The sequence below is a fragment of the Demequina silvatica genome (genome assembly GCF_000971215.1).
Lineage (GTDB): Bacteria > Actinomycetota > Actinomycetes > Actinomycetales > Demequinaceae > Demequina > Demequina silvatica.
The window spans coordinates 25,945-48,686 of record NZ_BBMA01000002.1 but is presented as its reverse complement, the minus strand read 5'-3'; the positions used below and the strand labels follow the sequence as shown (position 1 = coordinate 48,686).

The 22,742-nt window shown below is 75.2% G+C and carries 21 protein-coding genes; 11 read left to right on the top strand and 10 right to left on the bottom strand.

From position 1 onward, the window contains the following. Nucleotides 1–8 precede the first annotated feature (8 nt). Nucleotides 9–1,223, top strand: a complete 1,215-nt coding sequence (locus tag AOM05_RS00235; protein ID WP_228373158.1) for an APC family permease — start codon at nucleotides 9–11, stop codon at nucleotides 1,221–1,223. Between the two features lie 7 nt (nucleotides 1,224–1,230). Here AOM05_RS00235 and AOM05_RS00230 read toward each other — a convergent pair whose 3' ends face one another. Genes AOM05_RS00230 through AOM05_RS00220 form a run of 3 tightly spaced genes read right to left on the bottom strand, consistent with a single transcriptional unit; the run spans nucleotide 1,231 to nucleotide 2,500 of the window. Beyond that, nucleotides 1,231–1,602, bottom strand: a complete 372-nt coding sequence (locus AOM05_RS00230; RefSeq protein WP_062518630.1) for a FluC/FEX family fluoride channel — start codon at nucleotides 1,600–1,602, stop codon at nucleotides 1,231–1,233. After that, nucleotides 1,599–2,012, bottom strand: coding sequence for a FluC/FEX family fluoride channel (locus AOM05_RS00225; protein WP_062518629.1), 414 nt, complete (start codon nucleotides 2,010–2,012; stop codon nucleotides 1,599–1,601). The genes AOM05_RS00230 and AOM05_RS00225 overlap by 4 nt, the downstream gene beginning before the upstream one ends. Further along, the gene (locus AOM05_RS00220) at nucleotides 2,009–2,500 is read right to left on the bottom strand and encodes a DUF2505 domain-containing protein (protein ID WP_062518628.1); all 492 of its coding nucleotides are present in this window, start codon (nucleotides 2,498–2,500) and stop codon (nucleotides 2,009–2,011) included. Before AOM05_RS00220 ends, AOM05_RS00225 begins: the two co-directional genes overlap by 4 nt. Nucleotides 2,501–2,560: 60 nt before the next feature. On the opposite strand from AOM05_RS00220, the gene AOM05_RS00215 reads away from it, so the two are divergent. Next, a complete protein-coding gene (locus AOM05_RS00215) occupies nucleotides 2,561–4,024 on the top strand; it encodes a sensor histidine kinase (RefSeq protein WP_062518627.1) in 1,464 nt (487 codons plus the stop codon). An 82-nt stretch (nucleotides 4,025–4,106) separates the two neighbouring features. On the opposite strand, the gene AOM05_RS00210 is transcribed toward AOM05_RS00215, so the two are convergent. Beyond that, nucleotides 4,107–4,361, bottom strand: coding sequence for a WhiB family transcriptional regulator (locus AOM05_RS00210; protein ID WP_062518626.1), 255 nt, complete (start codon nucleotides 4,359–4,361; stop codon nucleotides 4,107–4,109). A 171-nt stretch (nucleotides 4,362–4,532) separates the two neighbouring features. Between AOM05_RS00210 and AOM05_RS00205 the strand changes: the two genes are divergently transcribed. Beyond that, nucleotides 4,533–4,946 carry a hypothetical protein gene (locus AOM05_RS00205; RefSeq protein ID WP_062518625.1) on the top strand — a complete coding sequence of 138 codons (414 nt, stop codon included), beginning with the start codon at nucleotides 4,533–4,535 and terminating at the stop codon, nucleotides 4,944–4,946. Here AOM05_RS00205 and AOM05_RS00200 read toward each other — a convergent pair. Further along, nucleotides 4,932–7,811, bottom strand: coding sequence for a type VII secretion EssC family protein (locus tag AOM05_RS00200; RefSeq protein WP_062518624.1), 2,880 nt, complete (start codon nucleotides 7,809–7,811; stop codon nucleotides 4,932–4,934). The two genes, AOM05_RS00205 and AOM05_RS00200, sit on opposite strands and share 15 nt — an antisense overlap. Before the next feature lie 71 nt (nucleotides 7,812–7,882). Further along, on the bottom strand, nucleotides 7,883–9,937 hold the full coding sequence (locus AOM05_RS00195; RefSeq protein ID WP_062518623.1) for a hypothetical protein: 2,055 nt from the start codon (nucleotides 9,935–9,937) through the stop codon (nucleotides 7,883–7,885). Nucleotides 9,938–10,092: 155 nt separating this feature from the next. On the opposite strand from AOM05_RS00195, the gene AOM05_RS00190 reads away from it, so the two are divergent. Beyond that, nucleotides 10,093–10,770, top strand: coding sequence for a response regulator transcription factor (locus AOM05_RS00190; protein WP_062518622.1), 678 nt, complete (start codon nucleotides 10,093–10,095; stop codon nucleotides 10,768–10,770). 6 nt (nucleotides 10,771–10,776) lie between these two features. Then, complete coding sequence (locus AOM05_RS00185) at nucleotides 10,777–12,090, top strand: HAMP domain-containing sensor histidine kinase (RefSeq protein WP_062518621.1); 1,314 nt, start codon at nucleotides 10,777–10,779, stop codon at nucleotides 12,088–12,090. Here the strand turns inward: AOM05_RS00185 and AOM05_RS00180 are convergent, their stop codons facing one another. Beyond that, nucleotides 12,091–12,600, bottom strand: coding sequence for a GtrA family protein (locus tag AOM05_RS00180; protein WP_062518620.1), 510 nt, complete (start codon nucleotides 12,598–12,600; stop codon nucleotides 12,091–12,093). 34 nt (nucleotides 12,601–12,634) lie between these two features. Between AOM05_RS00180 and AOM05_RS00175 the strand changes: the two genes are divergently transcribed. After that, nucleotides 12,635–13,777 (top strand): 5-(carboxyamino)imidazole ribonucleotide synthase, encoded by a 1,143-nt coding sequence (locus AOM05_RS00175; RefSeq protein WP_062518619.1) that lies wholly within the window; start codon nucleotides 12,635–12,637, stop codon nucleotides 13,775–13,777. After that, a complete protein-coding gene (gene purE, locus AOM05_RS00170; protein WP_062518618.1) occupies nucleotides 13,774–14,274 on the top strand; it encodes a 5-(carboxyamino)imidazole ribonucleotide mutase in 501 nt (166 codons plus the stop codon). The genes AOM05_RS00175 and purE overlap by 4 nt, the downstream gene beginning before the upstream one ends. 21 nt (nucleotides 14,275–14,295) lie before the next feature. Here the strand turns inward: purE and AOM05_RS00165 are convergent, their stop codons facing one another. Next, nucleotides 14,296–15,567: an LCP family protein gene (locus tag AOM05_RS00165; protein ID WP_062518617.1), complete on the bottom strand. Its 1,272-nt coding sequence runs from the start codon at nucleotides 15,565–15,567 to the stop codon at nucleotides 14,296–14,298. Nucleotides 15,568–15,658: 91 nt separating this feature from the next. Then, a complete protein-coding gene (locus tag AOM05_RS00160; protein ID WP_062518616.1) occupies nucleotides 15,659–16,876 on the bottom strand; it encodes an LCP family protein in 1,218 nt (405 codons plus the stop codon). A 270-nt stretch (nucleotides 16,877–17,146) separates the two neighbouring features. On the opposite strand from AOM05_RS00160, the gene AOM05_RS00155 reads away from it, so the two are divergent. Genes AOM05_RS00155 through AOM05_RS00145 form a run of 3 tightly spaced genes read left to right on the top strand, consistent with a single transcriptional unit; the run spans nucleotide 17,147 to nucleotide 21,879 of the window. Further along, nucleotides 17,147–17,410 carry a WhiB family transcriptional regulator gene (locus AOM05_RS00155; RefSeq protein ID WP_062518615.1) on the top strand — a complete coding sequence of 88 codons (264 nt, stop codon included), beginning with the start codon at nucleotides 17,147–17,149 and terminating at the stop codon, nucleotides 17,408–17,410. Between the two features lie 24 nt (nucleotides 17,411–17,434). Beyond that, nucleotides 17,435–20,563: a glycosyltransferase gene (locus tag AOM05_RS00150; protein WP_082097136.1), complete on the top strand. Its 3,129-nt coding sequence runs from the start codon at nucleotides 17,435–17,437 to the stop codon at nucleotides 20,561–20,563. Then, a complete protein-coding gene (locus AOM05_RS00145) occupies nucleotides 20,560–21,879 on the top strand; it encodes a DUF5719 family protein (RefSeq protein WP_156164965.1) in 1,320 nt (439 codons plus the stop codon). Before AOM05_RS00150 ends, AOM05_RS00145 begins: the two co-directional genes overlap by 4 nt. A 16-nt stretch (nucleotides 21,880–21,895) precedes the next feature. On the opposite strand, the gene AOM05_RS00140 is transcribed toward AOM05_RS00145, so the two are convergent. Next, nucleotides 21,896–22,297: a metallopeptidase family protein gene (locus AOM05_RS00140; RefSeq protein WP_062291618.1), complete on the bottom strand. Its 402-nt coding sequence runs from the start codon at nucleotides 22,295–22,297 to the stop codon at nucleotides 21,896–21,898. Nucleotides 22,298–22,368: 71 nt separating this feature from the next. On the opposite strand from AOM05_RS00140, the gene AOM05_RS00135 reads away from it, so the two are divergent. After that, nucleotides 22,369–22,728 (top strand): DUF3499 domain-containing protein, encoded by a 360-nt coding sequence (locus AOM05_RS00135; RefSeq protein WP_062518612.1) that lies wholly within the window; start codon nucleotides 22,369–22,371, stop codon nucleotides 22,726–22,728. The last annotated feature ends 14 nt before the right edge of the window (nucleotides 22,729–22,742 follow it).

The following is a 22,742-nucleotide window of genomic DNA, read 5'->3' as shown; positions in this document are numbered from 1 at the left end:
AGCGCCGCGTGGGGACCGTCGGTGCGACGGCCATCGGTCTGGGGTCGATGCTCGGCGCCGGCGTGTTCGTGGTGTGGGGCCCCGCGGCGGAGTCCGCGGGTGAAGCGCTCGTGTGGGCGGTGCTGATCGCGGGAGTGGTCGCCGCGCTCAACGCCGGCTCCACGGCGCAGCTCGCGGCCGTGCATCCCGTCGCCGGCGGAGCGTACGCCTACGGCAGGGCCGAGCTCGGCCCGTGGCCGGGCTTCGTCGCCGGGATCGGGTTCGTGCTGGGCAAGACGGCGTCCGTCGCCGCGATCGGCCTCGCGATCGGGGCGTACGTGTGGCCCGATCGGCCCGCCGTGGTCGCCACCGTCGCGATCGCGCTCAGCTGGGCGCTCAACTCGCGCGGAGTGACGCGCACCAGCGGCGCCTCGATCGTCATCGCGTCGACCGTGGTCGCCGTGGTGGTGGCCGCGGTCCTCGCGATCGCGGGGACGGACGGCCCGGCCAGCGCTGGCTTCGGCTGGAGCACCCCGTGGGGCACGGCCGCGGGGGTCGCGCAGGCGGCCGCCCTCGTGTTCTTCGCCTTCGCCGGCTACGCGCGCATCGCGACGCTCGGCGAGGAGGTCCGCGACCCCGCTCGCGTGATCCCGCGGGCGATCGCGGTGGCGCTCGGCACGGTGCTGGTGCTCTACGTCGCGCTCGCCGCGGTGCTGCCGCGCGCGATGGGAGTCGACGCGCTGGCCGCCTCGGAAGCGCCCGTCGCGGACGCGGTGGCGGGGACGTGGCTGCCACCGGTTGCGGTGACGGTCGCGGCGGTCGCCGGCGCGTTCGGCTCGCTGCTCGCCCTCACCGCGGGCCTGGGGCGCACCGCGATGGCGATGGCCCGCGAGGCGGACCTGCCCCGCCCGCTCGCGCGCACCAACGGCCGCGCGGTTCCCGCGCTCGCGGAGGGGACCGCCGCGCTGGTCGCGATCGTGCTCGCCTGGGTGGGCGACCTCACGCTCGCGATCGCGATGTCCTCTTTCGCGGTCCTCCTCTACTACGCGGTGGCGGGCGCGTCCGCGTTCCGCGCCGCGGGCGCCGGCCGGGTCGCGGGGTGGCGCATGCCGCGACCCCTCAGCGCGGCCGGGGTGGTGCTGTGCGTCGCGCTCATGGCGTCGCTGCCGCCGCTCGCGGTCGGGGCCGCGCTCGGCGTGCTCGTCCTGGGGGCTCTCGCTCGCGCGGCCGCCGTGCGGCGCTGAGCCCCGGTCAGGCGAGCGCGGCGACCGCGGCGTAGCCGGCCCAGGCCGCGCCGAGGCCGAGGACGCACGTCGCGGCCACGTACAGCGCGGTCGCGCGCACGCGGCGGTCCTTCGCCATCACCACGATGTCGACGGCGAGCGAGGAGAACGTCGACAGGCCGCCCGCCACCCCCGTGCCCAGGACGAACGCCCACGCCGGGGTGACCAGCGCATCGTCCCCCGCGGCGACCACGGCGCCCAGGAGCGCGGAGCCCAGCACGTTCGCCGCGATGGTGGGCCACGGGAACGTCCGGGCGTGGTCGAGCCAGCCGAGCGCGAACCGGACGCACGCGCCCAGGCCGCACCCGAGGATCGCGGCGGCGTAGACCCAGCCGGTCACTCGTTCTCCTCCGCGAACACGGCCGCCTCATCGAGGGGCGTGGGCGGGCGGTCGCCGAGCCGCCACCCCAGGAGCGCGCCCGCGACCGCGGCCGCCATGGTGCCCACGAGCACGATGACCGCGAGCCCGGTCGAGGTGCCCGCCGACCATTCGAGCGCCGCGATCGACGAGAACGTGGTGAAGCCGCCGAAGAAGCCGGGGCCGACCATGGGGAAGACCGCCCAGGGTCCGCGCGCCTGCGTGAACGCGACGGCCCAGGCGAGGCCGAGCGAGCCGACCACGTTGATGACGACGAGGTCCCACGGGACGGGCCCCGCGCCGTGGGGGAGGGTCTCCGACAGGACGATGCGGAGCGCGCCTCCCAGCGCGCCGCCGACCAGGACGAGGGCGAGCTGGCGCGCCCGGGTCACCGGGCGAGCCACGCGTCAGCGGCCTCCAGCTGCGCGGTGAGGGCGCGCTGTACGGCGCCCGCGACCGCCTTCTCGATCATCGCGCCCACGAACGGGACGTTCGCGACCACGTCGCCGGTGGCGAGGAACTCGGTGGTCCCGCCGTCGGGAGTGAGGCCGATCGCGCCGGAGACGTGGCCGGGCGCGCCGGCGATCTCGACGGCGAAGGTGCCCACCCGGTCCTCGGGTGTGGGCGGCTCCCACACCTCCGTGTAGGAGACCGCGAGGTCGCGGCCCAGGAACGAGCGGAACTCGGCGGGGATCGACGAGGCGGGCACGTCCGCCCGCAGCGCCACCAGGCGCGAGCCGTCCTCCCGGGTGTCCACGTCGACGTCCTGCGCCTCCGTGCCCATCGCGGCGGCGCGCACGTGGCCGAACTCCGCGTCGGTCATCATCTCCCAGACCCGCTCGAGCGGGGCATCGAAGCGATGCGCGTGCGTGATCTTCACCGGTCCACCCCCTATGCGCCCAGGCTAGCGCGCCCTCGCGGCGGCTTTAGGCTGGTACCCGTGGCAACCCTGCGCGACACCATCGAGGAACACGGCCCCATCACGGATGCGGAGGCCGAGTGGCTCGGCCTGCTGGTGTCCGACTGGCAGATCATCGCGGACCTGTCGTTCGCGGACCTGGTGCTGTGGCGCCAGGACGCCGACGGGTTCGTCGCCGTCGCGCAGTGCCGGCCGTCGACCGGCCCGACCGTGCACTTGGACGACGTGGTGGGCACCAAGGCGGCCGACGGCCGCGTCGCCCACCTGACGCGCGCGCTCGACGAGGGCGCGATCGTCGGCTCGCGCGAGCCGCGCTGGGACGAGACGTACGCGGTGCGCGAGGACGCGCTGCCCGTGGTGATGAACGGCCGCGCCATCGCGGTGATGACGCGCGAGGTGTCGCAGGCGGTGTCGCGCTCCTCGAGCCGGCTGGAGCTCAACTACAAGGGCGCGGCCGACGACCTGCTGCGGATGGTGACGCGCGGCGAGTTCCCAGTCCACACCTCCATCACGGGTCCGCGCCGCGGCGCGCCGCGCGTGGGCGACGGGGTGCTCCGCCTCGACGCCGTGGGCCACGTGACGTACGCGTCGCCGAACGCGCTGTCCTGCTTCCACCGGCTGGGCGTGCACGGCTCGCTCATGAACAAGTCGCTGCCGCGCGTGACGAGCGAGCTGCTCGAGGACCAGGGCCTGGTGGACGAGACGCTCGCCATGGTGGTCGCGGGCCGCGCCGCGTGGCGCACCGACCTCGAGGCGAACGGCGCCGCGCTGTCGCTGCGCGCCATCCCGGTGTCCGAGCACGGCGCCCGCGTGGGGGCGGTGCTGCTGTGCCGCGACGTGTCCGACCTGCGGCGCCGCGAGCGCGAGCTGGTCACCAAGGACGCGACCATCCGCGAGATCCACCACCGCGTGAAGAACAACCTGCAGACGGTGGCGGCGCTGCTGCGGCTGCAGTCGCGCCGCGTGCAGGCGCCGGAGGCCAAGGAGGCGCTCGCCGAGGCGATGCGCCGCGTCGCGACCATCGCGCTGGTCCACGAGACGCTCTCGGGCACGCTCGACGAGCTGGTGAACTTCGACGAGCTGGTGTCCCGGTCCATCCGCATGGCCGCGGAGGTGGCCTCGCCCGACACGCAGGTACGCATCATCAACACCGGCGAGTTCGGGCTGATCCCGGCGCAGTACGCGTCCTCGCTCGCGCTGGTCATCACCGAGCTCATCACCAACGCCGTCGAGCACGGCTTCGCGGGCAGGGCGCAGGGCACCATCACCGTGCACGCCGACCGCGCCGACCGCCGGCTGCACGTGCGGATCTCCGACGACGGCGTGGGCATCGCGGTGGAGCCGTCGGGGCTCGGCTCGCAGATCGTGCGGACGCTGGTCCAGAACGAGCTGTCCGGCTCGATCGAGTGGACCAAGGTCGACAACGGCTCCGTCGTGGACCTGCGCGTCAGCGTCGAGGAGCGGGTGTCCGATCCGCGGCTCTAGACGGGCCGGCACGGCCGCGGGGCCGGCCGCCCCGGACAGCACGAGGCCCCGTCCGGCTGGACGGGGCCTCGATGCGGGGGTGCTACTTGGCTGCGCGGCGCGCGCGGGCGGCGCGGCGCTTGAGCGAGCGGCGCTCGTCCTCGGACAGCCCGCCCCAGACGCCGGAGTCCTGGTTGTGCTCCATCGCCCACTGCAGGCACGTGTCCCGCACGTCGCAACGCTGGCACACGGTCTTGGCCTTCTCGATCTGCACGAGGGCCGGGCCGGTGTTGCCGACGGGGAAGAAGAGCTCCGGGTCATCGACTTCGAGGCATGCTGCGCTGGTGCGCCAATCCATGGGGTCTCCTTGGGGGGATAGCTGGGGGGTGCTACGACGCGACGGAGCCCATGGATCACAGGGGGTTCGTCGCTCCGTCGCGTTCAGACTTCCTTAAGATTCGCACAAGTAACGAACATGTTTCAAGAGGTGTTTCCTGTGGGTTCGCTCACAAGGGCGGAAGGAGGCGTCATGACGGACGCGCACAAGGGGCCCAGGTCCCGGCGCGAGGGGGATCCGGAGAGGACCCGCGCACGGATCGCGGCCGCCGGCGTCGCGCTCGAGGCGGTCGCTCTGGCCGTTGCTGCGACAGCCTACGGCATCCACGCGTTCTCCCTGCCGGAGCCCGCGTTCGCGGCCGGGCTCGCGGCGTTCTGCGGGCTCATCGCGGCGGGCCTGCTGCTGGTCGCCAGGGCGCTCGACAAGGGCGCACGGTGGGCGGTGAGCGCCGCCCTCACCTGGCAGGCGCTGCAGACGCTCGCGGGCATCAACCTCATGGGCGTGAGCCCGGCGCTCGGCGTGCCGCTCGCGGTGCTCGGGATCGCGGTGGGCATCGCGGTGCTCGTGGGCGGCCGGCCCGCGCTGCGCGCCTCACGCGACGGCTGACGCCTCCGTCCGCGGCTCGGGCGGCATCCGCAGCTGGGCCGCCTCCCACGTGGAACCGCGCCGCACCATCACGCGGCCCGGCGGAGGCGCCGGCTCCGCCAGGCCCGGCGGGGCCAGGATGCCGAGCTCGCGCAGGCGCGCGGGGGTGGGGTCCGCGAGGAGCTCGATCGGCGCCCCGCTGGGCGTGACCGTCGCCGCCTCCGCACGGACGCCCGCCGCGGCGAGCGACGCCACGAGCGCGTCGCGCGCCGCTCCCGGCGCGCCGATCACGGCGACGCCGTCGCGGGGGAGCCGCAGCGGCCGGGCGTCGTCGCCCACCACGCCCACGGCGCCCGCGGGCAGGTCGGCACCGCAGATGAGCGGCGCGACCAGGGTCCGTGGGGGTGGGCACGGCGCGGGGACGATGCGGCACTCGCCGCTCGCGCGCGGCGTCACCGCGACGCCGCGGCCGGGTGCGGCGTCGAGCCCCGCGAGCGCTGGCGGGACGCCCCAGAGCTGCTGCTCGATGCGATCCAGCCCGCTCAGCACCACCCGCGCGCCCGCGCGCGCCGCCCACCGGGCGCCCCAGCCGGGCCCGCACGCGATCACGAGCGGCACCACGCGCGCGAGGTCCTCGAGCGCCTGAGGGGAGCCGCGCAGGAGCGGCTCGAGCCTGGCGGTCGCGACGTCCGCGTCATCCACCACCAGCGCCGCGGGCCGCGCCGCCGCCGCGAGGGCGAGCGTGCGGACCGCCTCGCGCGGGTCGGCGGGTAGGCACACCGTTCCCGGCAGCGCCGCGGCGACCGCGTCCAGCGTGGTGGTGCGGCCGGAACCGCGGGGTCCGACCACCAGCAGCGGACCGTCGGCGGGATCCCACACGAGCGGCGCCCTGGTGCGCGTCTCGGGCAGGTCGATCCACCCGAAGGCTCCGGGCGGCGCGGACGCCTCCTCCGCGAGCGCGGGCAGCCACAGCGGCTCCGGGCGCGGCCGCGCGTCCCAGCGCTCTCGAGCCGTGTCCGCGAGCGCGCGCCCGGGTGGCGGCGCGTGGCCCACGGGCCGCACGGGCGGCGTCGGGTCAGCGACCGGCAGCGCGGCCTGCAGCGTGGTGCGGCCGCGAGGCGACGCGAGGATCGCCCGGCCGGGAGCGGAGCCGGGGAGCTCCGCGGCGGAGGCGTCGCCCAGCAGGTCGTGAGACTCCGCGGCCGTCGCGGTCCGGAGCGCGATCACGGTGCCCACGTTGGCGCGGATCGCGGGCGAGACCGCGCCAGCCGGGCGCTGCGTGGCCAGCAGGAGGTGCACGCCGAGCGAGCGACCCTGCGCGGCGAGCCTCGCGAGCTCGGACAGCAGCCCGGGGTCGAGCGCGCCGAGCTCCTGGAACTCGTCGACCACCACCAGCAGCCGCGCGGACGCGGCCCCGCGCTGCTCCCACGCCACCCACGACGGCAGCGCCTCGCGCGCGAGGGCGCGCTTGCGCTCGCGCAGCTCGTGCGCGAGCCCCAGCAGCATCCGCCTGGCCGAGCCCGGCTCGAGGTCCGTGAGCAGCCCGCGCGCGTGCGGCAGCGCGGCGCAGGCGCCGAGGCCCGCGCCGCCCTTGAGGTCGACCAGCGCGACGCCGAGCCGCTCGGGCGGATGCGCGTGAGCCAGGCCCGCCACCACGGTCTCGAGGAGCGCGGACTTGCCCGAGCCCGTGGTCCCCGCGACCAGCACGTGAGGGCCGTCGGCGTCGAGGTCGAGCATCACGGGACCGCGCCGGTCGACGCCCAGCGCCGCCGTCATGGGCCGCTCGGGCGGCGGCAGGTCGCCCCAGCGCAGCAGGTCCGGCAGGCCGGGCTCGCGGCCGCCGACGGCGGCGCGCGCCAGGGCATCGGCGGTCGTCGCGGAGACGGCCGCGACGTGCCACGCGCGGGTGCGCCCCTCGACGGTCAGGGTGGCGGCGTCCGCGTCGATCACGGTGCGGGCCTCGGAGGACGGGGAACCGTCGCGCGCCACGACGCGCACCGCCTCGGCGGGCAGCCGCCGCTCGTGCCACCGCGTCCACGGCTCGTGCGTCAGACCCTCCAGCCCGACCTCGCGGGCGACGGCGATCGCACGCGCGACGCCGAGCGCGACGTCCGCCTCGCCGACGACCGCCACGGGCAGCGGCACCGCGGCGAGCTCCTCGAGTCCCAGCTCGGGCGTGCGTTCCGAACGGCGCCGCCGAGCGAGCGCGACGAGCGCCCATGCGAGCGGCGCGGCCAGCATCGCGGCCGCGATCGCCCAGCGGCCCGTCGCGGCGCCGATCGCCGCGGCGCCCGCGGCGGCACCCCCGACCCCGGCGAGCAGCGGCGCGATCCGGGTGGACCCGCCCGCGCCGGGCCCGGAGGCGACGGGGGAGGACTCGCCCGCCCGCGCATCGTCCCCCACCCACCGCACCGCGGAGCCGCCCGCGAACAGGACGTCGCCGTCGCGCAGGCGGCGGCGCAGCCGGCCGAGCCTGCGCCGCCGCCCGCCGCGCACCAGCACCGTGCCGTTGCGGGACCCCAGGTCGCGGGCGCGTCCCCGCGCGTCGATCGCGAGGTGGCGGCGGCTCAGCGCCGGGTCCTCGAGGGCGGACGCGCCGTCGCGTCCCACCACGGCGTCGCGGTCCATCGGTGCCAGCGCGCCGCCCGCGTCCGGACCCGCGATGACGCGCGCGTGGGGTCCTGCCCGCGGCGCGGCGGCACGCCCCGGCGAGACGGTGAGCCGCGCGGCCGCGAGCAGGGGCGGCGCGCCGACGCGATGGTCCGCGTCCAGCCGCACGCTCCCGCACCACACGGCCGCGGGCGCGCCGGCGGCCGCCAGGACGGCGCCGAGCGGGGTGCCGGGCGCCGCCTCGACGTCGCCGGCGCCCTCGATGGTGAGGATCACCGCCCCAGCCCACCGCGGCTCGACCGCGCGGTCCAGCGCCCGCCGGCGAACGGTGGACAGACCCAGGCGGGTCAGGGGCTGGTGACCACGGTCCGATCCTCGGGCTCGACGGGCACGAGCACGCCGTCCTCGCCCACGATCCCCGCGTACCAGGAGTAGGCGCGGTCGAAGTAGGTGCGGGGGATGCCCTGGAGCTCGTAGCTGGCCTGCCGCACGGTCGAGCTCACCACCACCGCGGGCTCCGTGGACCACTCGAACCACTCGGGATTGCGGGTGAGCACCACGGGCGCGGCGTCCCAGGTGTCCGCCATCCGCGCCATCTGGTCCGGCTCGAGGGCGGCGAGGGCGAGGACGGTGGGCTCGTCGCACATCACGCGCAGCGACCCGAAGTGGGAGGACGTGCCCGCGAGGATGATGGGGCGGTCGGGGGCCACCGCGCAGAGGTCCTCGAGCTGGGAGTACGCGCCGCCCATCTCGCGCACGAACACCGGGGTCGCCGCGGACACCGGCAGGTCGGAGCCCGGCGCGATCGACACCCACGTGGTGAGCGGGAGAAACACGAACGCGCCCGCCGCGATGCGGCGCGAGCGCGCGCGCCACGCGGGCCTGACCCGGTCGCAGAGCCCCCACGCCGCCACGGCCGCCGCGATCGCGAAGCCGGGCAGCGTCGCGGGCTCGAAGCGACGGAAGGCCCACAGCTGGTCGGGCACCACCTCGGGGTTCCAGAAGTAGAGGAGCGACGTGGGCAGCACCGCGCCGAGCAGCAGCGCCCAGCCGGGACGGCGGCGGATCATCCACGTGGTCGCGAGCCCGAAGCCCAGGATGCCGAGCAGCACCAGCGGCCACGTGAGGTAGTAGCTCACCCACGCCACGGTGTGCTCGGCGTACGTGCGCGTCGGGTCGATCGGCAGCCCCTGCGAGGCCTGGAAGGACCCGACCACGGAGTTGGTGAACTGGTCGACGCTGTTGTCCGTGCCGCGGTGCGCGGTCATCCACAGCGGCCGCGACGCGAGCACCGCCAGCAGCCCCGAGACCGCCGCGCCGGCCGCGATCGCGCCGCGGCGTCCCAGCAGGTCCCGCGCGCCGGTCGCGACGCGGTCGCCGCCGCCGATCCACGTGAGGGCCCACAGCCCGAGCGCGAGGGCGAGCAGGCCGTAGCCGATCATCAGGGTGACGGCCTGGTCCGCGAGGCGGTCCGCGTAGCCCTCGCTCCACCGCCACAGCGCCGCGTAGCCGGCGAACAGCAGCGCGGCCTGCACGCCGATCGCGGCCAGGGCGGCGCCGCCGCGCCGTGCCCGCGACCCCGGTGCCAGGGCGAGCGCCAGCACCGTCGCGGCGAGCAGGCCCGCGGCGTAGGCGGCGCCGTCGATGCGCACGAACGACAGCGCGCCGGACGCCGCGGCGCCGAGCGCGAGGGCGCCGCCGTGACGGTCCTCGACGCCGCGCCAGAGCCACAGCGCGGCGGCGATCACCAGCACGAGCGTGAGCGGCTCGGTGTACGCGGCGCGCGACAGCCCGATGTGGGACACCGACAGCGCCACCGCCGCGGCGGGGGCGAGGGACGCGAGCGGCCCGAGCATCCGGCGGGACAGCGCGTAGACCGCGAGGATCCCGACGGCGCCCACGATCACGTTGAACACCAGCACGCCGAGGTCCCCGGCCACCCACCCGCCCGTCGCGATGAGCGCGGAGAGCATGCGCGCGCCCTGGGGCTGGACCGCGTCGCCGCGCAGGTTCCACGCCTGCGACGCGTCGGCGAGCACGCTGCCGTCGACGCTCGCCGCGTCGATCGCGCCCAGCGACGGGATGTCGGAGTCGGGGTGGTCGACCAGCCACAGCCCCGCGAGGGTGAGGAAGCCGGGGTCGCGCACCACGATGAGGTACTCGGCGTACATGACGGCGTTGACCACCGCCCACGCGCCCGCGCCCGCGAGGGCGATCGCCGCGCCGCGCCGCTCGGCGACGGTCACGCGCGCCGGTGCGGGCACCACGCGCCACGCGAGCGCGATCCCGACCGCCGCGGTGGGCAGCACCGTCCACGGCGTGTGGAGGCCCACGGAGGCCCACAGGCCGGCCGCCAGCGCGAGGACCACGAGCCCGAGGACGATGCGCTCGGGAGCGGTCACGAGCGTCGCCCGAGGGCGGGGGAGGGCCGGGCGATCGGCCGCGCGGAGGGTGGGTCGCGTCACGGCCACCCAGCGTATCCGCGCGCGTGGCGCCGACCGGCGGGCGCGGCCGGGGGGTTCGTTGCAAAGTGCGTGGTCCCGGGTACTGTGTTCGCATGACGCGAATTGTTTTGGTCGAAGATGACCCGACCATTTCAGAACCCTTGACCCGTGCTTTGGGCAGGGAGGGGTACGACGTCGAGTGGCATGGCACCGGCGTGGGCGGGGTCGGGGCATCCGATGACGCGGATCTGGTGATCCTTGACCTCGGGCTGCCCGACATCGACGGCGTCGACGTCGCGCGTCGCATCCGCGACAAGGGCCTGCAGGTGCCGATCCTCATGCTCACCGCGCGCGCGGACGAGGTCGACCTGGTGGTGGGCCTCGACGCGGGCGCCGACGACTACGTCACCAAGCCGTTCCGCCTCGCGGAGCTGCTCGCCCGCGTGCGTGCGCTGCTGCGCCGCCGCACCGGCAGCGACAGCGGCGCCGACATCGAGGCGGGCGCCGTCCGCATCGACGTCGCCGGCCACCGCGCGTACCTGGAGGGCACCGAGCTGCAGCTGAGCGGCAAGGAGTTCGACCTGCTCCAGGTGCTGGTGTCCAACGCGGGCTCCGTGGTCTCGCGCGACACGCTCATGCGCGAGGTGTGGGCCGCGGACCCGGGAGCACCGTCGAAGACCCTCGACATGCACGTGTCGTGGCTGCGCCGGAAGCTCGGCGACGACGCGTCGCAGCCGCACTTCATCACGACGGTGCGGGGCATGGGCTTCCGCTTCGAGAACGGCGACTAGCGAGCCGTGCGCCGTCGCGTCCTCACCGCGACCTTCTCCGCGCTCGCGGTCGCGGTGGTCATGCTGGGCATCCCGCTCGCCGTGGCGGCCGCGCAGATCATGCGCGACGACGCGCTGACCAACCTCGACCTGCGCGCCAGCACCGCGGCGCGCGCGCTCGAGGTGCGCTACCAGTCGGGCGAGGCGATCACCGAGGACAACCTCGAGTCCTTCATCTCCACCAGCCCCGGCGCGCCCGAGTACATCACCGTCGCCCTGCCCGACGGCACCATCCTCACCGCGGGCGAGCAGCCCTCGTCCGCGTACGTGGGCACCTACCAGACGGACTCGGGGCTGCGCGTGTACGCGTACATCTCGAAGTGGGACGTGTTCTGGCAGGCCGCCCGGATCGTGGGCCTGGTGCTCGCGAGCGGCACCGTCGCGATCGTCGCCGGCGCCGCCATGGCGATCTGGCAGGCGAACCGCCTCTCCGCCCCCCTGGTCTACCTCGCCGCCTCCGCGGAGCAGCTGGGCTCGGGCCAGGTGCGGCCGCGGCTGGAGAAGACCGGCATCGAGGAGATCGACCTGGTGGCGGACGAGCTCGCGCGGTCCTCGGACCGCATGGCCGCCCGCCTGGCGACCGAGCGGCAGTTCGCCGCCGACGCGTCGCATCAGCTCCGCACGCCCCTCACCGCGCTGTCGATGCGCCTCGAGGAGATCTCCGTGCTCACGGACCAGGACGAGGTCCGCGAGGAGGCCGAGCGCTCGCTCGAGCAGGTCGAGCGCCTGGTGGGCGTGGTCGACGAGCTGCTGGGCCGCTCGCGGCGCGCCCTGGGCTCGGGCACGGAGCTCGTGATGCTCGACGAGGTGTTCGACCAGCAGCGCGAGGAGTGGGTGGCCGCGTTCGAGCAGGCGGGCCGCCGCATCGCGATCGCGCCCACCGACGCGACCGTGTTCGCGACGCCGGGCGGCCTCGCGCAGGTGCTCGCGACCCTGATCGAGAACTCGCTCAAGCACGGCGGCGGCACCACGCGCGTGTCCGCGCGCGACTCCGGCCAGAACCACGCCGTGGTGATCGAGGTCACGGACGAGGGCGCGGGCGTGCCCGACGACCTCGCCCCGCGGATCTTCGAGCGCGAGGTCACCTCGGGTCGCGGCACCGGACTGGGGCTCGCGCTCGCGCGCGACCTGGTCACCGCCGACGGCGGGCGCCTCGAGCTGGCGCAGCGCGTGCCCGCGACCTTCGCGGTGTTCCTCCAGGGCGTGCCGCGCATGGTGGGCATCGACGAGATCGTGCCGCATGCCCGCCAGACCGACCGGCGCCGCAGGCGCCGCGGCTGACTACCGGGCCCCTCCCGCGTCCCCCGGCTCGTCCGCCCGGGCGACCGGCGCATCGTCCCCCGGCGCGTCGAACACCAGCAGCGAGTACCCGATGTAGCGCGTGACCGTGCCCAGCCCGATCCCGACCAGGGAGAACACGTTGTCCGCGAGCACGCTGGTGAGCCCCCACCAGTGGTGCGAGACGTAGAGCGTGCCGGCCTCGACCACCAGGGCCGCGCCGTTGACCAGGCCGAACATCACCAGCTCGCGTGCGGGGCGGTGGCGGCGCCTGCCGCGGTACGTCCACTCGCGGTGGGCGACCCAGGCGAACAGGATCGACACCAGCGTCGCGATGATCTTGGCGGTCACCACGCGGTCGTCGTCGCCCGCGACCTCGGCGTCGGGCGCGAGCGGGCCGAGCCGCAGCAGGTTGAACACGCCGAGGTTCACGACCACGCCCGCGAGGCCCACGATCCCGAAGCGGGTGAGCTCGCCGGCACGCTCGCGGACCCAGCGCAGGAGGACGGTCACGAGGGACGAGCCTAGCCCCCGGTAGTTTGGTGCCATGACCCCGATCGTCGCCGTCGTCGGCGGTGGCCAGCTCGCGCGCATGATGGCCGGGCCCGCCACCGCTCTGGGCATCACGCTGCGCGTGCTCGTCGAGTCGCACGAGGCCGCCGCCGCCCTGCCCGCCCACCAGACCGTGGTGGGCCTGCCCACCGATCCCGACGCGGTCGCGCGCCTGCTCGCGCACCCGCGTCCCGACGCCCTCACCTGGGAGCACGAGCACATCCCCGCGGACGTGTTCGATGCCGCCGCTGCCGCCGGGGTGCCCGCCCGCCCGGGCCTCCACGCGCTGCTGTTCGCGCAGGACAAGATCGAGATGCGCACCCGCATGGACGCGCTCGGGCTGCCCAACCCCGCGTGGCGCCACGTCGAGACCGAGGCGGACGTCGAGGACTTCCTCGCGGTCCACGGCGGCACGGGCGTGCTCAAGACCGCGCGCGGCGGCTACGACGGCAAGGGCGTGCGTGTCATCACGTCGCCCGCGGACGCCACCGACTGGCTGCGCGCCGCCGCCGACGGCGGCCCGCGCGTCCTGCTCGAGGAGAAGGTGCCGTTCGACCGCGAGCTCGCGGTGCTCATCGCGCGGCGCCCGTCCGGCGAGATGCGCGCGTGGCCCACCGTCGAGTCGATCCAGCGCGCCGGCGTGTGCTCCGAGGTGATCGCCCCGGCGCCCGACCTGTCCGACGCGCTCGCCGCCGAGGCGTCGCGGATCGCGGAGACCGTCGCGTCCGGTCTCGACGTCACCGGCGTGCTCGCCGTGGAGCTGTTCCTCGCGGGCGACCGCATCCTGGTCAACGAGCTCGCGATGCGGCCCCACAACTCCGGCCACTGGACCATCGACGGCGCCGTCACCAGCCAGTTCGAGCAGCACCTGCGGGCCGTGCTCGACGTGCCGCTGGGCGGCACCGCGGCCACCGCGCCGTGGACCGTGATGGCGAACGTGCTGGGCGGGGCGCGCGGCACCCTCACCGACGCGCTCGCCGAGGTGGACGATGCGGGGGCCAAGATCCAGCTGTACGGCAAGGGCGTGCGCGCCGGCCGGAAGGTGGGTCACGTGAACGTGTCCGCGGCCACGCGGGACGAGGCATACACGAGGGCCGTGGCCGCCGCGGCGATCGTTCGAGACGGAGGTGCCGCATGAGCGTGCGGGTGGGGATCGTGATGGGGTCGGACTCCGACTGGCCGACCATGAAGGCCGCGGGGGAGGCGCTCGACGAGTTCGGCATCTCCTACGAGAAGGACGTGGTGTCCGCGCACCGCATGCCGGAGCAGATGATCTCGTACGGCCGCGAGGCCGAGTCGCGCGGGTTGTCCGTCATCATCGCCGGGGCCGGCGGCGCCGCGCACCTGCCGGGCATGCTGGCGTCCGTCACGACGCTGCCCGTGATCGGGGTGCCCGTGCCGCTCAAGCACCTCGACGGGATGGACTCGCTGCTGTCGATCGTGCAGATGCCTGCGGGCGTGCCCGTCGCCACCGTGTCGATCGGCGGGGCGCGCAACGCCGGCCTGCTGGCCGCCCGGATCCTGGGCGCCGGTGCGGGCGAGGAGGCGGCCGCCCTCCGCGAGCGCATGCGTGCGTTCCAGGAGGAGCTGCGCGACCTGGCCTACGCCAAGGGCGAGGCGCTGCGGAAGGCGTAGCCGGCCGCCGCATCGTCCCCGTCAGGGGATGATGCAGTCCGCGAGGATCTGCTGCTGGGTCTCTCGCTCGGGCGTGACGGATGCGCTCGGCGAGGGGCTCGCCGACGAGTTCTTCTTGCCGCCGTTCTTCTTGCCGCCCGTGCCGGTGCCCTCGTCCGTGGATTCGACGGTCTCGGGCTCGAGGAGCGCCTGCAGCGACTCGTCGTTCTCGAGCGCGTCGAAGGCCGCGGTCGCGTCCGGCTCGGTCCACAGGACGTCGCCGCTCGAGTCGCCCGCGTACTGCCACGGCACGGTCGCCATGTACAGGTTGTCGGTGTCGAAGTTGCGCAGGCTCCACGCGAGGCCGAGCAGGTAGCGGGAGTCCGCGAGGTCGGGGTCCATGGTCATGGACTTCGCGAGGGCGTTGATGAACGCGGTGCCCTTCTTGGCGTCCGTCAGCAGGTTGAGGCCCAGCGCCTTGCGCGCCATGTTGGTGAGCAGCTCCTGCTGGCGCTCGATGCGCATGAGGTCGGTGCCGTCGCCCAGGCCGTAGCCGGTGCGGGCGCGAGCCCACGCGAGCGCCGTGGTGCCGTCGAGCACCTGCGCGCCCGCCTCGAGCTCGAGGTGGGCCTTGGGGGAGTAGACGTCCTCGGTGATGCACATCGGCACGCCGTCGAGGGCATCGACCATGTCGACGAAGCCCGAGAAGTCGATCACGGCGTAGTGGTCGATCATGAGGCCCGTGAGGTCGTAGATGGTGGTCGCGACGCACGCCGCCGCCTCGGCGATGTTGCCGTTCTGGCCGCCGTTGGAGAACGCGATGTTGAACTTGCCGGTCCAGCCGTACACGGTGGAGCCGTCGAGCATCTTGCAGTCGGAGATCGCGACCCGGGAGTCACGGGGGATGGACAGCGTCTCGATGCGCTGCCGGTCCGCGGAGATGTGCAGGATCATCGTGGTGTCGTTGCGCATGCCGCTGACGTCACCCTTGCCGAGCTCCTGGTTGTCCTCGCCGGTGCGCGAGTCGGAGCCCATGAGCAGGATGTTGAGCGCCTTGCCCGCGGACAGGTCCTCCGGGTCGGTCGAGGTGGGCGACGGCTCCGCGGAGGGCGTCACCTCGGGCAGCAGCGCGGAGATGTCCTGCTTGTCGAACTGGTCGTCGGCCAGGTTGAGGCTGGTCTCCACGAACACCAGACCGAAGCCGGCGACAGCCGCGATGGTGCCGAGCACGGCGGCGAGCACACGGTGCGTGGGGACGCGGGTCGCGTGGCGGAGGCGTCCGCGACGGCGGTGGTCCGAGACCTCGACGGTCATTCATGCTCCTGGGCTCGGCGTGGGGGCACGCATGGGCGGGATGGCTGGCGACTCAACGTGCACCCGCGCCCGAGAGTTCCGGCACGCCCCGTCACCTGCATTCCTGCAGGAGGTCATCGACGGTGGTGTCGGCGGACTCGCTGGACGTCGCCGACGACGACGGCTTGGCGGAGGAGGTGTCCTTCTTGCCGTCATCCCAGGCGGAGCTCGCGTCGTCCGATTCGTTCACGGAGATCGGTTGGTCGTCGCGGATATCGTCCCACATGTCCTCCGCCTCGGGCAGGAGCTCCACGTTGAGGAAGTCCTCGGTGTACTCCCACGGGACCGTCGCGAAGGTGATGTCGTCGGTGCGCAGGCCGCGCAGGCTGTAGCCCAGCCCGATCAGGTAGGACGTGTCCGCGAGCTCCTCGTCCATGGTGAGCGACTCGGCCATCGCGCGCAGGAACCGTGTGAGTTGGCCCACGTTGGTGAGGATGTTCTTCGACAGCACGGTCTCTGCGACCTGCTCGAGCAGCTGCTGCTGGCGCGTGATGCGCTGCAGGTCGGAGCCGGACACGTCCCCCTCCTCCGCAGTGCGCAGTCGCGCGTACGCGAGGGCGGTCTCGCCGTCGAGCACCTGGGGCCCGGCCTCGAGCTCGAGGTGGGCCTTGTCGGAGACGATCCGCTCGGTGATGCACATGGGCACCCCGCCGAGCGCGTCCACCATGTCGATGAAGCCGGTGAAGTCGACCACCGCGTAGTGGTCGATCCGGACGTCCGACATCTGCTCGACGGTCCTGATGGTGCACGCCGCGGCCTCGGCGGCCTTGCCGTTCGCGCCGCCGTTCGAGAACGCGATGTTGAAGTCGCCGTAGCCGCCCGCGATGGTGCTGCCGTCGAGGTACGTGCACTCGGGGATCTCGACCTGCGCGTCGCGCGGGATCGAGATCACCTCGATGCGGCTCCGGTCGCCGGAGATGTGCGCGAGCATCGTGGTGTCGTTGCGCATGCCGCCGATGTCCGCGCCGCCGCCCACGGTGCCGTTGTCGCCGTCGCGCACGTCCGAGCCCATCAGCAGGATGTTGAGCGGCTCGCCGGCGTTCGGGTCCGAGGGCTTGGGCTTCTCCGGCCGCGCGGACTCCTCGCCCACCAGGCTGTCGACGTTCTGCGCGTTCTCCTGCAGGGTCGCGGTGACCTCGCCTGCCACGGCGGTGGAGTAGACGAGCGCGTAGCCGGCGACCGCCGCCACGGTGCTGGCCACCACGGTCCCGATCCGGCGCGCGAGCGCGGGGCGGGCGTGGCGCGGCGCCACCGCGGTGGTCTCGGCCATGCTGCCCCCTCCGGTATGCCTCGCAGTGTAGGCGGGCGTGCAGGGGGACGATGCGCGGCGCACCTAGCGCGACGCGTCCCCGGGCGTGTCGCGAGGGTGAGGAATTCCATACGCCGAATATCACGATTCGACTTGACTGGAAGGGATTACACGACTGTAATTCCATGTGACGGAGGGCGCGACAGCTCCCCGTCGCGATCGGAGGAGGGGCCCGTGTGGAATATCTACGACGGCACAGTGCCTTCTGACGCAGGAAAGCCCGCCTCGACATTGGCGTCGGTGGTGGACATCTTCAGCGAGGTCGAGGATGACGGCCCGCTGGCATGGCAGGAGCGCGCGCTGTGCGCCCAGACCGACCCCGAGGCGTTCTTCCCTGAGAAGGGCGGTTCCACGCGTGAGGCCAAGAAGGTGTGCTCGTCGTGCGACGTGCGCTCCGAGTGCCTCGACTACGCGCTGGCGAACGACGAGCGTTTCGGGATCTGGGGTGGGCTGTCGGAGCGTGAGCGCCGCAAGCTCAAGCGGCGAGCGGTCTAGCCGGACAACCTGCGTGGGAGCACGATGAGTCCTGCGCGCCCGTGGGTGCGCGCGATCGTGGTGTCGGACGGTCGCTCGGAGCGCCTGTCCGAGGTCCTGACCGCGATCGGCGATCAGACCGTGCGCCCCGACGCCGTCCACGTGGTGCTCCCCGATGGCGCGGAGCTCCCCGACGCGCCGGAGCAGCTCGCGATCCTGCGCCACGAGGGCGGACGCTCCTACGCCGAGGGCGTGGACCGGGTCCTCGCGGAGCATCCCGCCGAGGACGGAGAGCTCCTGTGGCTCCTCCACGACGACACCGCGCCGCTGCCCACCGTGCTCGCGCAGCTCGTGGCGACCGCGAAGAAGCGCACGGCCGCGGGCGTGATCGCCCCCGCGCACGTCCGATGGGACGACGTGACGCGGCTCGTGAGCCTGGGCGTCACCACCACCCGCGTGGGCGCGCGCCGCATCGACCTGGTCGACGAGGACGACATCAACCAGGGCCAGTACGACGAGCGCGAGGACGTCCTCGCCGCGTCCCTCGCCGGCGCCCTGGTGCGCCGTCAGGTGTGGGAGGAGCTCGACGGGCTCGAGCCCGCCTACCGCGGCTACGGCGACAGCCTGCACTTCTGCCGCCGCGCCTGGCGCGCGGGCCACGACGTGGTGATCGTGCCCGTCGCCCGCGTGCGCCACGCCCAGGACGGGCTGCGCGGCGTGCGCGCGGGATCCTCGCGCGGCGCCGACTCGACCTACGGCCAGCGCCGCACCGGCGAGTGGGTCCACGCCGTCGCCTGGGCGCCCGCGCCCGTCCTCGCCATCCCGCTGCTGGTGCTGTGGTCCTTCCTCTCGGCCGCCACCCGCGCGGTGCTCCGGATCGCGCAGAACGAGTCGCGGATGGTCGGCGCCGACCTCGCCGTGCCGTGGCGCCTGCTCGCGCGGCTGCCCCGCGTCCCCGCGATCCGGGCGCGGATCCGGCGCGGCTCGACCCGCCCGCGCTCAGCCGTGGCCCCGTTCCTGGTGGGCACCCGCACGGTGCTGTCGACCATCCGCTCGCGCGAGCTGCGCGCATACGACCGGTGGCGCGCGCAGTCGGCGCCCTCGGACGTGGTGCGCGCCGAGCTCGCCGACGCGGCCGTCCGGCGTCGCGCCGGGGCGGCCGTGGTGACCGTCCTGGCGGTCGCGGCGTCGATCGCGCTGCACGGCACGTGGCTCACCGCGCTCGCGTCCGGGCGCATGCTCACCGGCGAGGCGCTCGGCGTGACGGACACCCCGCTCGCCGAGCTGTGGGAGCGGACCTGGTCGGGCTGGAGCGCCGTCGGGTTCGGATCGGCCTCGCTCGACGGGGCGTTCAGCGCGCTGCTGCTGCCTGCCGCCGCGCTGCCGGGCGGCACCCGCGTCTGGATCGGGCTGCTGCTGGGCCTCGGCGTCGCGCTCGCGGCGGTGTCCGCGTGGTTCGCCCTCGGCGCCGCCACGCGGTCCGTGTGGGCGCGCGGGCTCGGGGCGCTCGCCTACGGGCTGTGGCCGCTGCACCTCCAGGCGATCTCCGACGGTCGCGTTGGTCCCGTGATCGCGCACCTCATGCTGCCGTGGTTCGCGATGGGGCTGGCGCGCGCGGCCGGCTGGCATCGCGGCGAGGCCGTGGGCGGGGGCGAGGAGTTCCCCGCGCGCCGCCTGCCCTCGCCGAGCGCCGCGATGGGCGCCGCGTTCTCGCTGGCGATCATCGTCGCCGCCGCACCCGTCCTGCTGCTGCCCCTGGTCGCGGCCGTGGCCGTGGCGGGCGCCTTCGCCGGAGGCGCGCGGTGGCGCGTGTGGACCGCCGCGATCCCCGCGCTCGTGGTCTCCGGCCCGGGGCTGGTCGCCGCGTGGCAGGCAGGTCCCGTCAGCCGCGAGGCCTGGGCGATCCTCGCCCGCGAGAACGGCCCCGCCCTCGCCTCGGGCGTGGTGGAGCCGTGGCGCCTGGTGCTCGGCCTCACCGACCACTCGCGCGGCGCGCCCGGCCTGCCCGGGCTGCCCGGCACCGTGGTGGTGGGCGCGATCGGGCTCGGCCTGGTCGCCGCCGTGGTGGTCGCCGTCGCCTCGGGCCGCGCCCCGTGGGCCGTCGCGGGGGGCCTGCTGGTCGCGGCGCTCGGCGTGGGCACCGCCGCCGCGGCCCAGGCCGCCGTGGTGGTCCCCTCGAGCGGGTACGCGGAGGCCTCCGCGAACGGCTTCGCGGGGCCCGGCACGTCCCTGGTCGCCGCCGGCCTGATCGGCGCCGCCGCCGCCGCATCGTCCGGCCTGTGGCTCGCCGGCGAGGGCCGCACCCGCTCGGCCATCCGCCTGCTCGCCCCCATCGCCGTCACCCTCATGGCCGGCGTGATCGTCGCGACCGTGGTGGTCGAGGCGTGGCCCGGGCGCGCCGAGCGCGGCGACGTGCACCCCGCGTCCACCGAGGCGCTGCCGCTGGTCGCGAACCTCGAGCAGCGGCTCGAGACCCGGCAGCGCGTGCTGGTGCTGACGGACACGGAGGACGGCGTGGACTACACGGTGCTCGAGGGCGACGGGACCACGGTCCTCGCGGGCCGCGCGCAGACGGATGCCGCCGGGGTCCCCCTGGTCCGCGCCGGCACCTCGCCCGTCACCACCGACGCCCTCGCGGAGACGGTCGCGGCGCTCGCGGGCGCGGGTGCCGATGCCGACCAGCAGCTCGCCGACTGGGGCATCGGCGTGGTGGTCGCCGCCCCCGGCTCCGACATGATCGCCAGCTCGCTGTCCCAGCTGCCCGTGCTCCGGCTGATCGGCGCGAGCGACGTGGGCACCAGCTACCGCGTCTCGCGCCCCGGCTCCGACGTGCCCGTCTCGCGCGCGTGGGTCGAGGACGGCGACGCCGTGACCGCGCTCGACTCGGACTCGTGGTCGGGAACCGGACCCGTCGACGGCGGCGGCACGCTCGTGATCGCCGCCGACGCGGACCCCGGCTGGGTCGCGACGGCGGACGGCGCCACGCTCGCAGCCGTGGACGATGCGCACGGCAGGGCCGCCTTCGAGGTCCCGGAGGGCGCGGAGAGGGTCGCGTACCGGTACGAGGACCGCTCGTACCGCGTGTGGTGGTGGGCGTCCGCGATCCTGGTGGCCTGGGCCATGATCGGGATGGTGCCCCTCCACGACCGCCGCTACCTGGCGGTGCGCCGATGATCCGGCGGCTGACGGTGCTGGGCGCCGCGACGGTCGCGGTGCTCGCCGTGGTCGCGTCGGGCCGCCTCGCGGTCGAGGAGCCGGCGGTCGCGCCCGCCTTCGACGGCCAGGTCACCCCCGCCGTGCAGCCCGTCGCGTGCCCGGGACCGGTCGACATCCCGGTGGGCGACATCGACTCGGGCGACCCGGACCTCGGTTCCGGCTCCGACGACCGGACCTACCAGGAGCTCGGCGACGGCGGCAGCCCCGCCGGGGCGGGTTTCCTCGCGACCGGTGACGCGGGTGCGTCCGTCGAGCGCATCGGCACCGGCGACGTCGCGGGCCTGTCCGCCGCCACGTGCCTCGACCCCGCGCGCGACCAGTGGCTCGTGGGCGGCTCGACCGCCCTGGGCGCGAGCGCGCGCCTGGTGCTCACCAACCCCTCGGACGCCTCCACCGAGGCGACCGTCACGCTCTACAGCGGGCTCGGCGAGCTCGAGGAGCACGCCGTGGTGTCCATCGCTCCCGGCGGCCAGCAGGACCTGCTGCTCGAGGCCGTGGTCGCGGAGGTCCCCGCGCTCGCGGTGCGCGTGGTCGCGACCGGCGCGGGCGTGGTCGCCCACCTTCAGGACTCCCGGCTCGACGGCTTCCAGCCCGCCGGCACCGACTGGGTGGGCCGCGGCGCCCAGCCGGCGACGCGGCTGGTGATCCCCGGCATCGGGGCACCGGAGGGCGCCACCACCACGCTGCGCCTGCTCGCGCCCGAGGGCGCCTCCGTGGACCTCGCGCTCGCGGGCGACGGGGGCCTGGTGGCCTGGGGCGGCGTGTCCGGCCTCGAGCTCGACCCGGGCGTGGTGACGGAGGTCGAGGTACCCGCGATCGCGTCCGGCGCGGTCGAGATCCGCGCGGACGCGCCCGTGGTGGCCGCCGCGATGCGCACCGTGCCGCGCGAGGTGGTCGACGGCCCCGCGGACGCGGTCGCGAGCGACCTGGTCTGGCTGCCCGCGCAGGACGTCTCGGACGGCATGCCGCGCAGCGTCATGGCGACGGACCACGTCACGGCCCTGACGGTCCATGCGGACTCCGCCGGGGAGTTCTCGCTCACCGACGCCGCAGGCGAGGTGGTCGCGTCCGCGACGCTCGCCGCGCGATCGACCGCCACCCTCGAGCTGGCCGTGCCCGCGGGCGAGGTCCTCACCGGCGGCGCGGGGTTCACGTGGAGCCTCGCGCTCGCCGACGACCCGGGCTTCGTGGCCGCGCTCGTGCCGCGCCGCACGGACGTGGTGTCCACGCCGGTGACCGTGGGCCAGCGGCCCTACGTCGGTCCCGGCTCCTGACCCGTTCCTGAGCGGCTCAGCCGGAGCCGTACTCGGGGTCGACCTCGTCGGGGGACCGCCCGACCACGTGGGCGACGTGCTCCGCCACCACGTCGCGCACCAGGCCCGGCAGGTCGGCCGGATCGGCCCGCTGCTCGAGCGTGCGCCGGTACAGCACCACCCGCGTGGGCTGGCCGAGGTCCGCGGGGAAGAGCCGACCGAGCGGGACGCCCTCCTCCCACGGCGTCGGGTCCGACGGCGGCACGTCCTCCGTGCCGAACTCGATGCGCCCCCACTCGCCGCCCCAGCGCGGCTCGAGACGGTCGACCGCGTCCGCCACCAGGTCGTCGAAGCGCTCCGCCCGCGTGCGGTGGCCGGGTGCGCCGAAGGGCAGGAGCGGCCTGCGGAGACCGCGGCCGTGACGATCGCGCCGGGACATACGGCGAGGCTACCGCGCGCGGACGGCGTGGCAGCGTCGCCGCCCGCCCGCCCGGGGGTACCGTCGCTGACGTGATCTCCACCCGCCAGTGCTCGCGATCGTCGTGCGCGCGCCCCGCCGCCGCGACGCTGACCTACGTGTACGCGGACTCCACCGTGGTGGTAGGCGGGCTGTCCGCGACCGCGGAGCCGCACAGCTACGACCTGTGCGCGCACCACGCGGACCGCTTCACCGCCCCCCGCGGCTGGAACGTGGTCCACATCCAGACCGAGTTCGTCGAGCCCGAGCCGTCCACAGACGACCTGGAGGCGCTCGCGCGCGCCGTCCGCGAGGCGGGCCGCCCGCGTCCCGCCGCGACCTTCGTGCCGCCCGCTCCCGTCGCCTCGGAGCCGCGCCGCGGCCACCTGCGCGTCATCTCCAACGACGCCTGAGACGGGCGCCACGC

Coding starts and splice junctions, on each gene's coding strand:
- AOM05_RS00175 (WP_062518619.1), top strand. CDS start 12,635: ATGACCCCGATCGTCGCCGTCGTCGGCGGTGGCCAGCTCGCGCGCATG.
- AOM05_RS00160 (WP_062518616.1), bottom strand. CDS start 16,876: ATGGCCGAGACCACCGCGGTGGCGCCGCGCCACGCCCGCCCCGCGCTC.
- AOM05_RS00145 (WP_156164965.1), top strand. CDS start 20,560: ATGATCCGGCGGCTGACGGTGCTGGGCGCCGCGACGGTCGCGGTGCTC.
- purE (WP_062518618.1), top strand. CDS start 13,774: ATGAGCGTGCGGGTGGGGATCGTGATGGGGTCGGACTCCGACTGGCCG.
- AOM05_RS00210 (WP_062518626.1), bottom strand. CDS start 4,361: ATGGATTGGCGCACCAGCGCAGCATGCCTCGAAGTCGATGACCCGGAG.
- AOM05_RS00150 (WP_082097136.1), top strand. CDS start 17,435: ATGAGTCCTGCGCGCCCGTGGGTGCGCGCGATCGTGGTGTCGGACGGT.
- AOM05_RS00140 (WP_062291618.1), bottom strand. CDS start 22,297: ATGTCCCGGCGCGATCGTCACGGCCGCGGTCTCCGCAGGCCGCTCCTG.
- AOM05_RS00190 (WP_062518622.1), top strand. CDS start 10,093: ATGACGCGAATTGTTTTGGTCGAAGATGACCCGACCATTTCAGAACCC.
- AOM05_RS00205 (WP_062518625.1), top strand. CDS start 4,533: ATGACGGACGCGCACAAGGGGCCCAGGTCCCGGCGCGAGGGGGATCCG.
- AOM05_RS00165 (WP_062518617.1), bottom strand. CDS start 15,567: ATGACCGTCGAGGTCTCGGACCACCGCCGTCGCGGACGCCTCCGCCAC.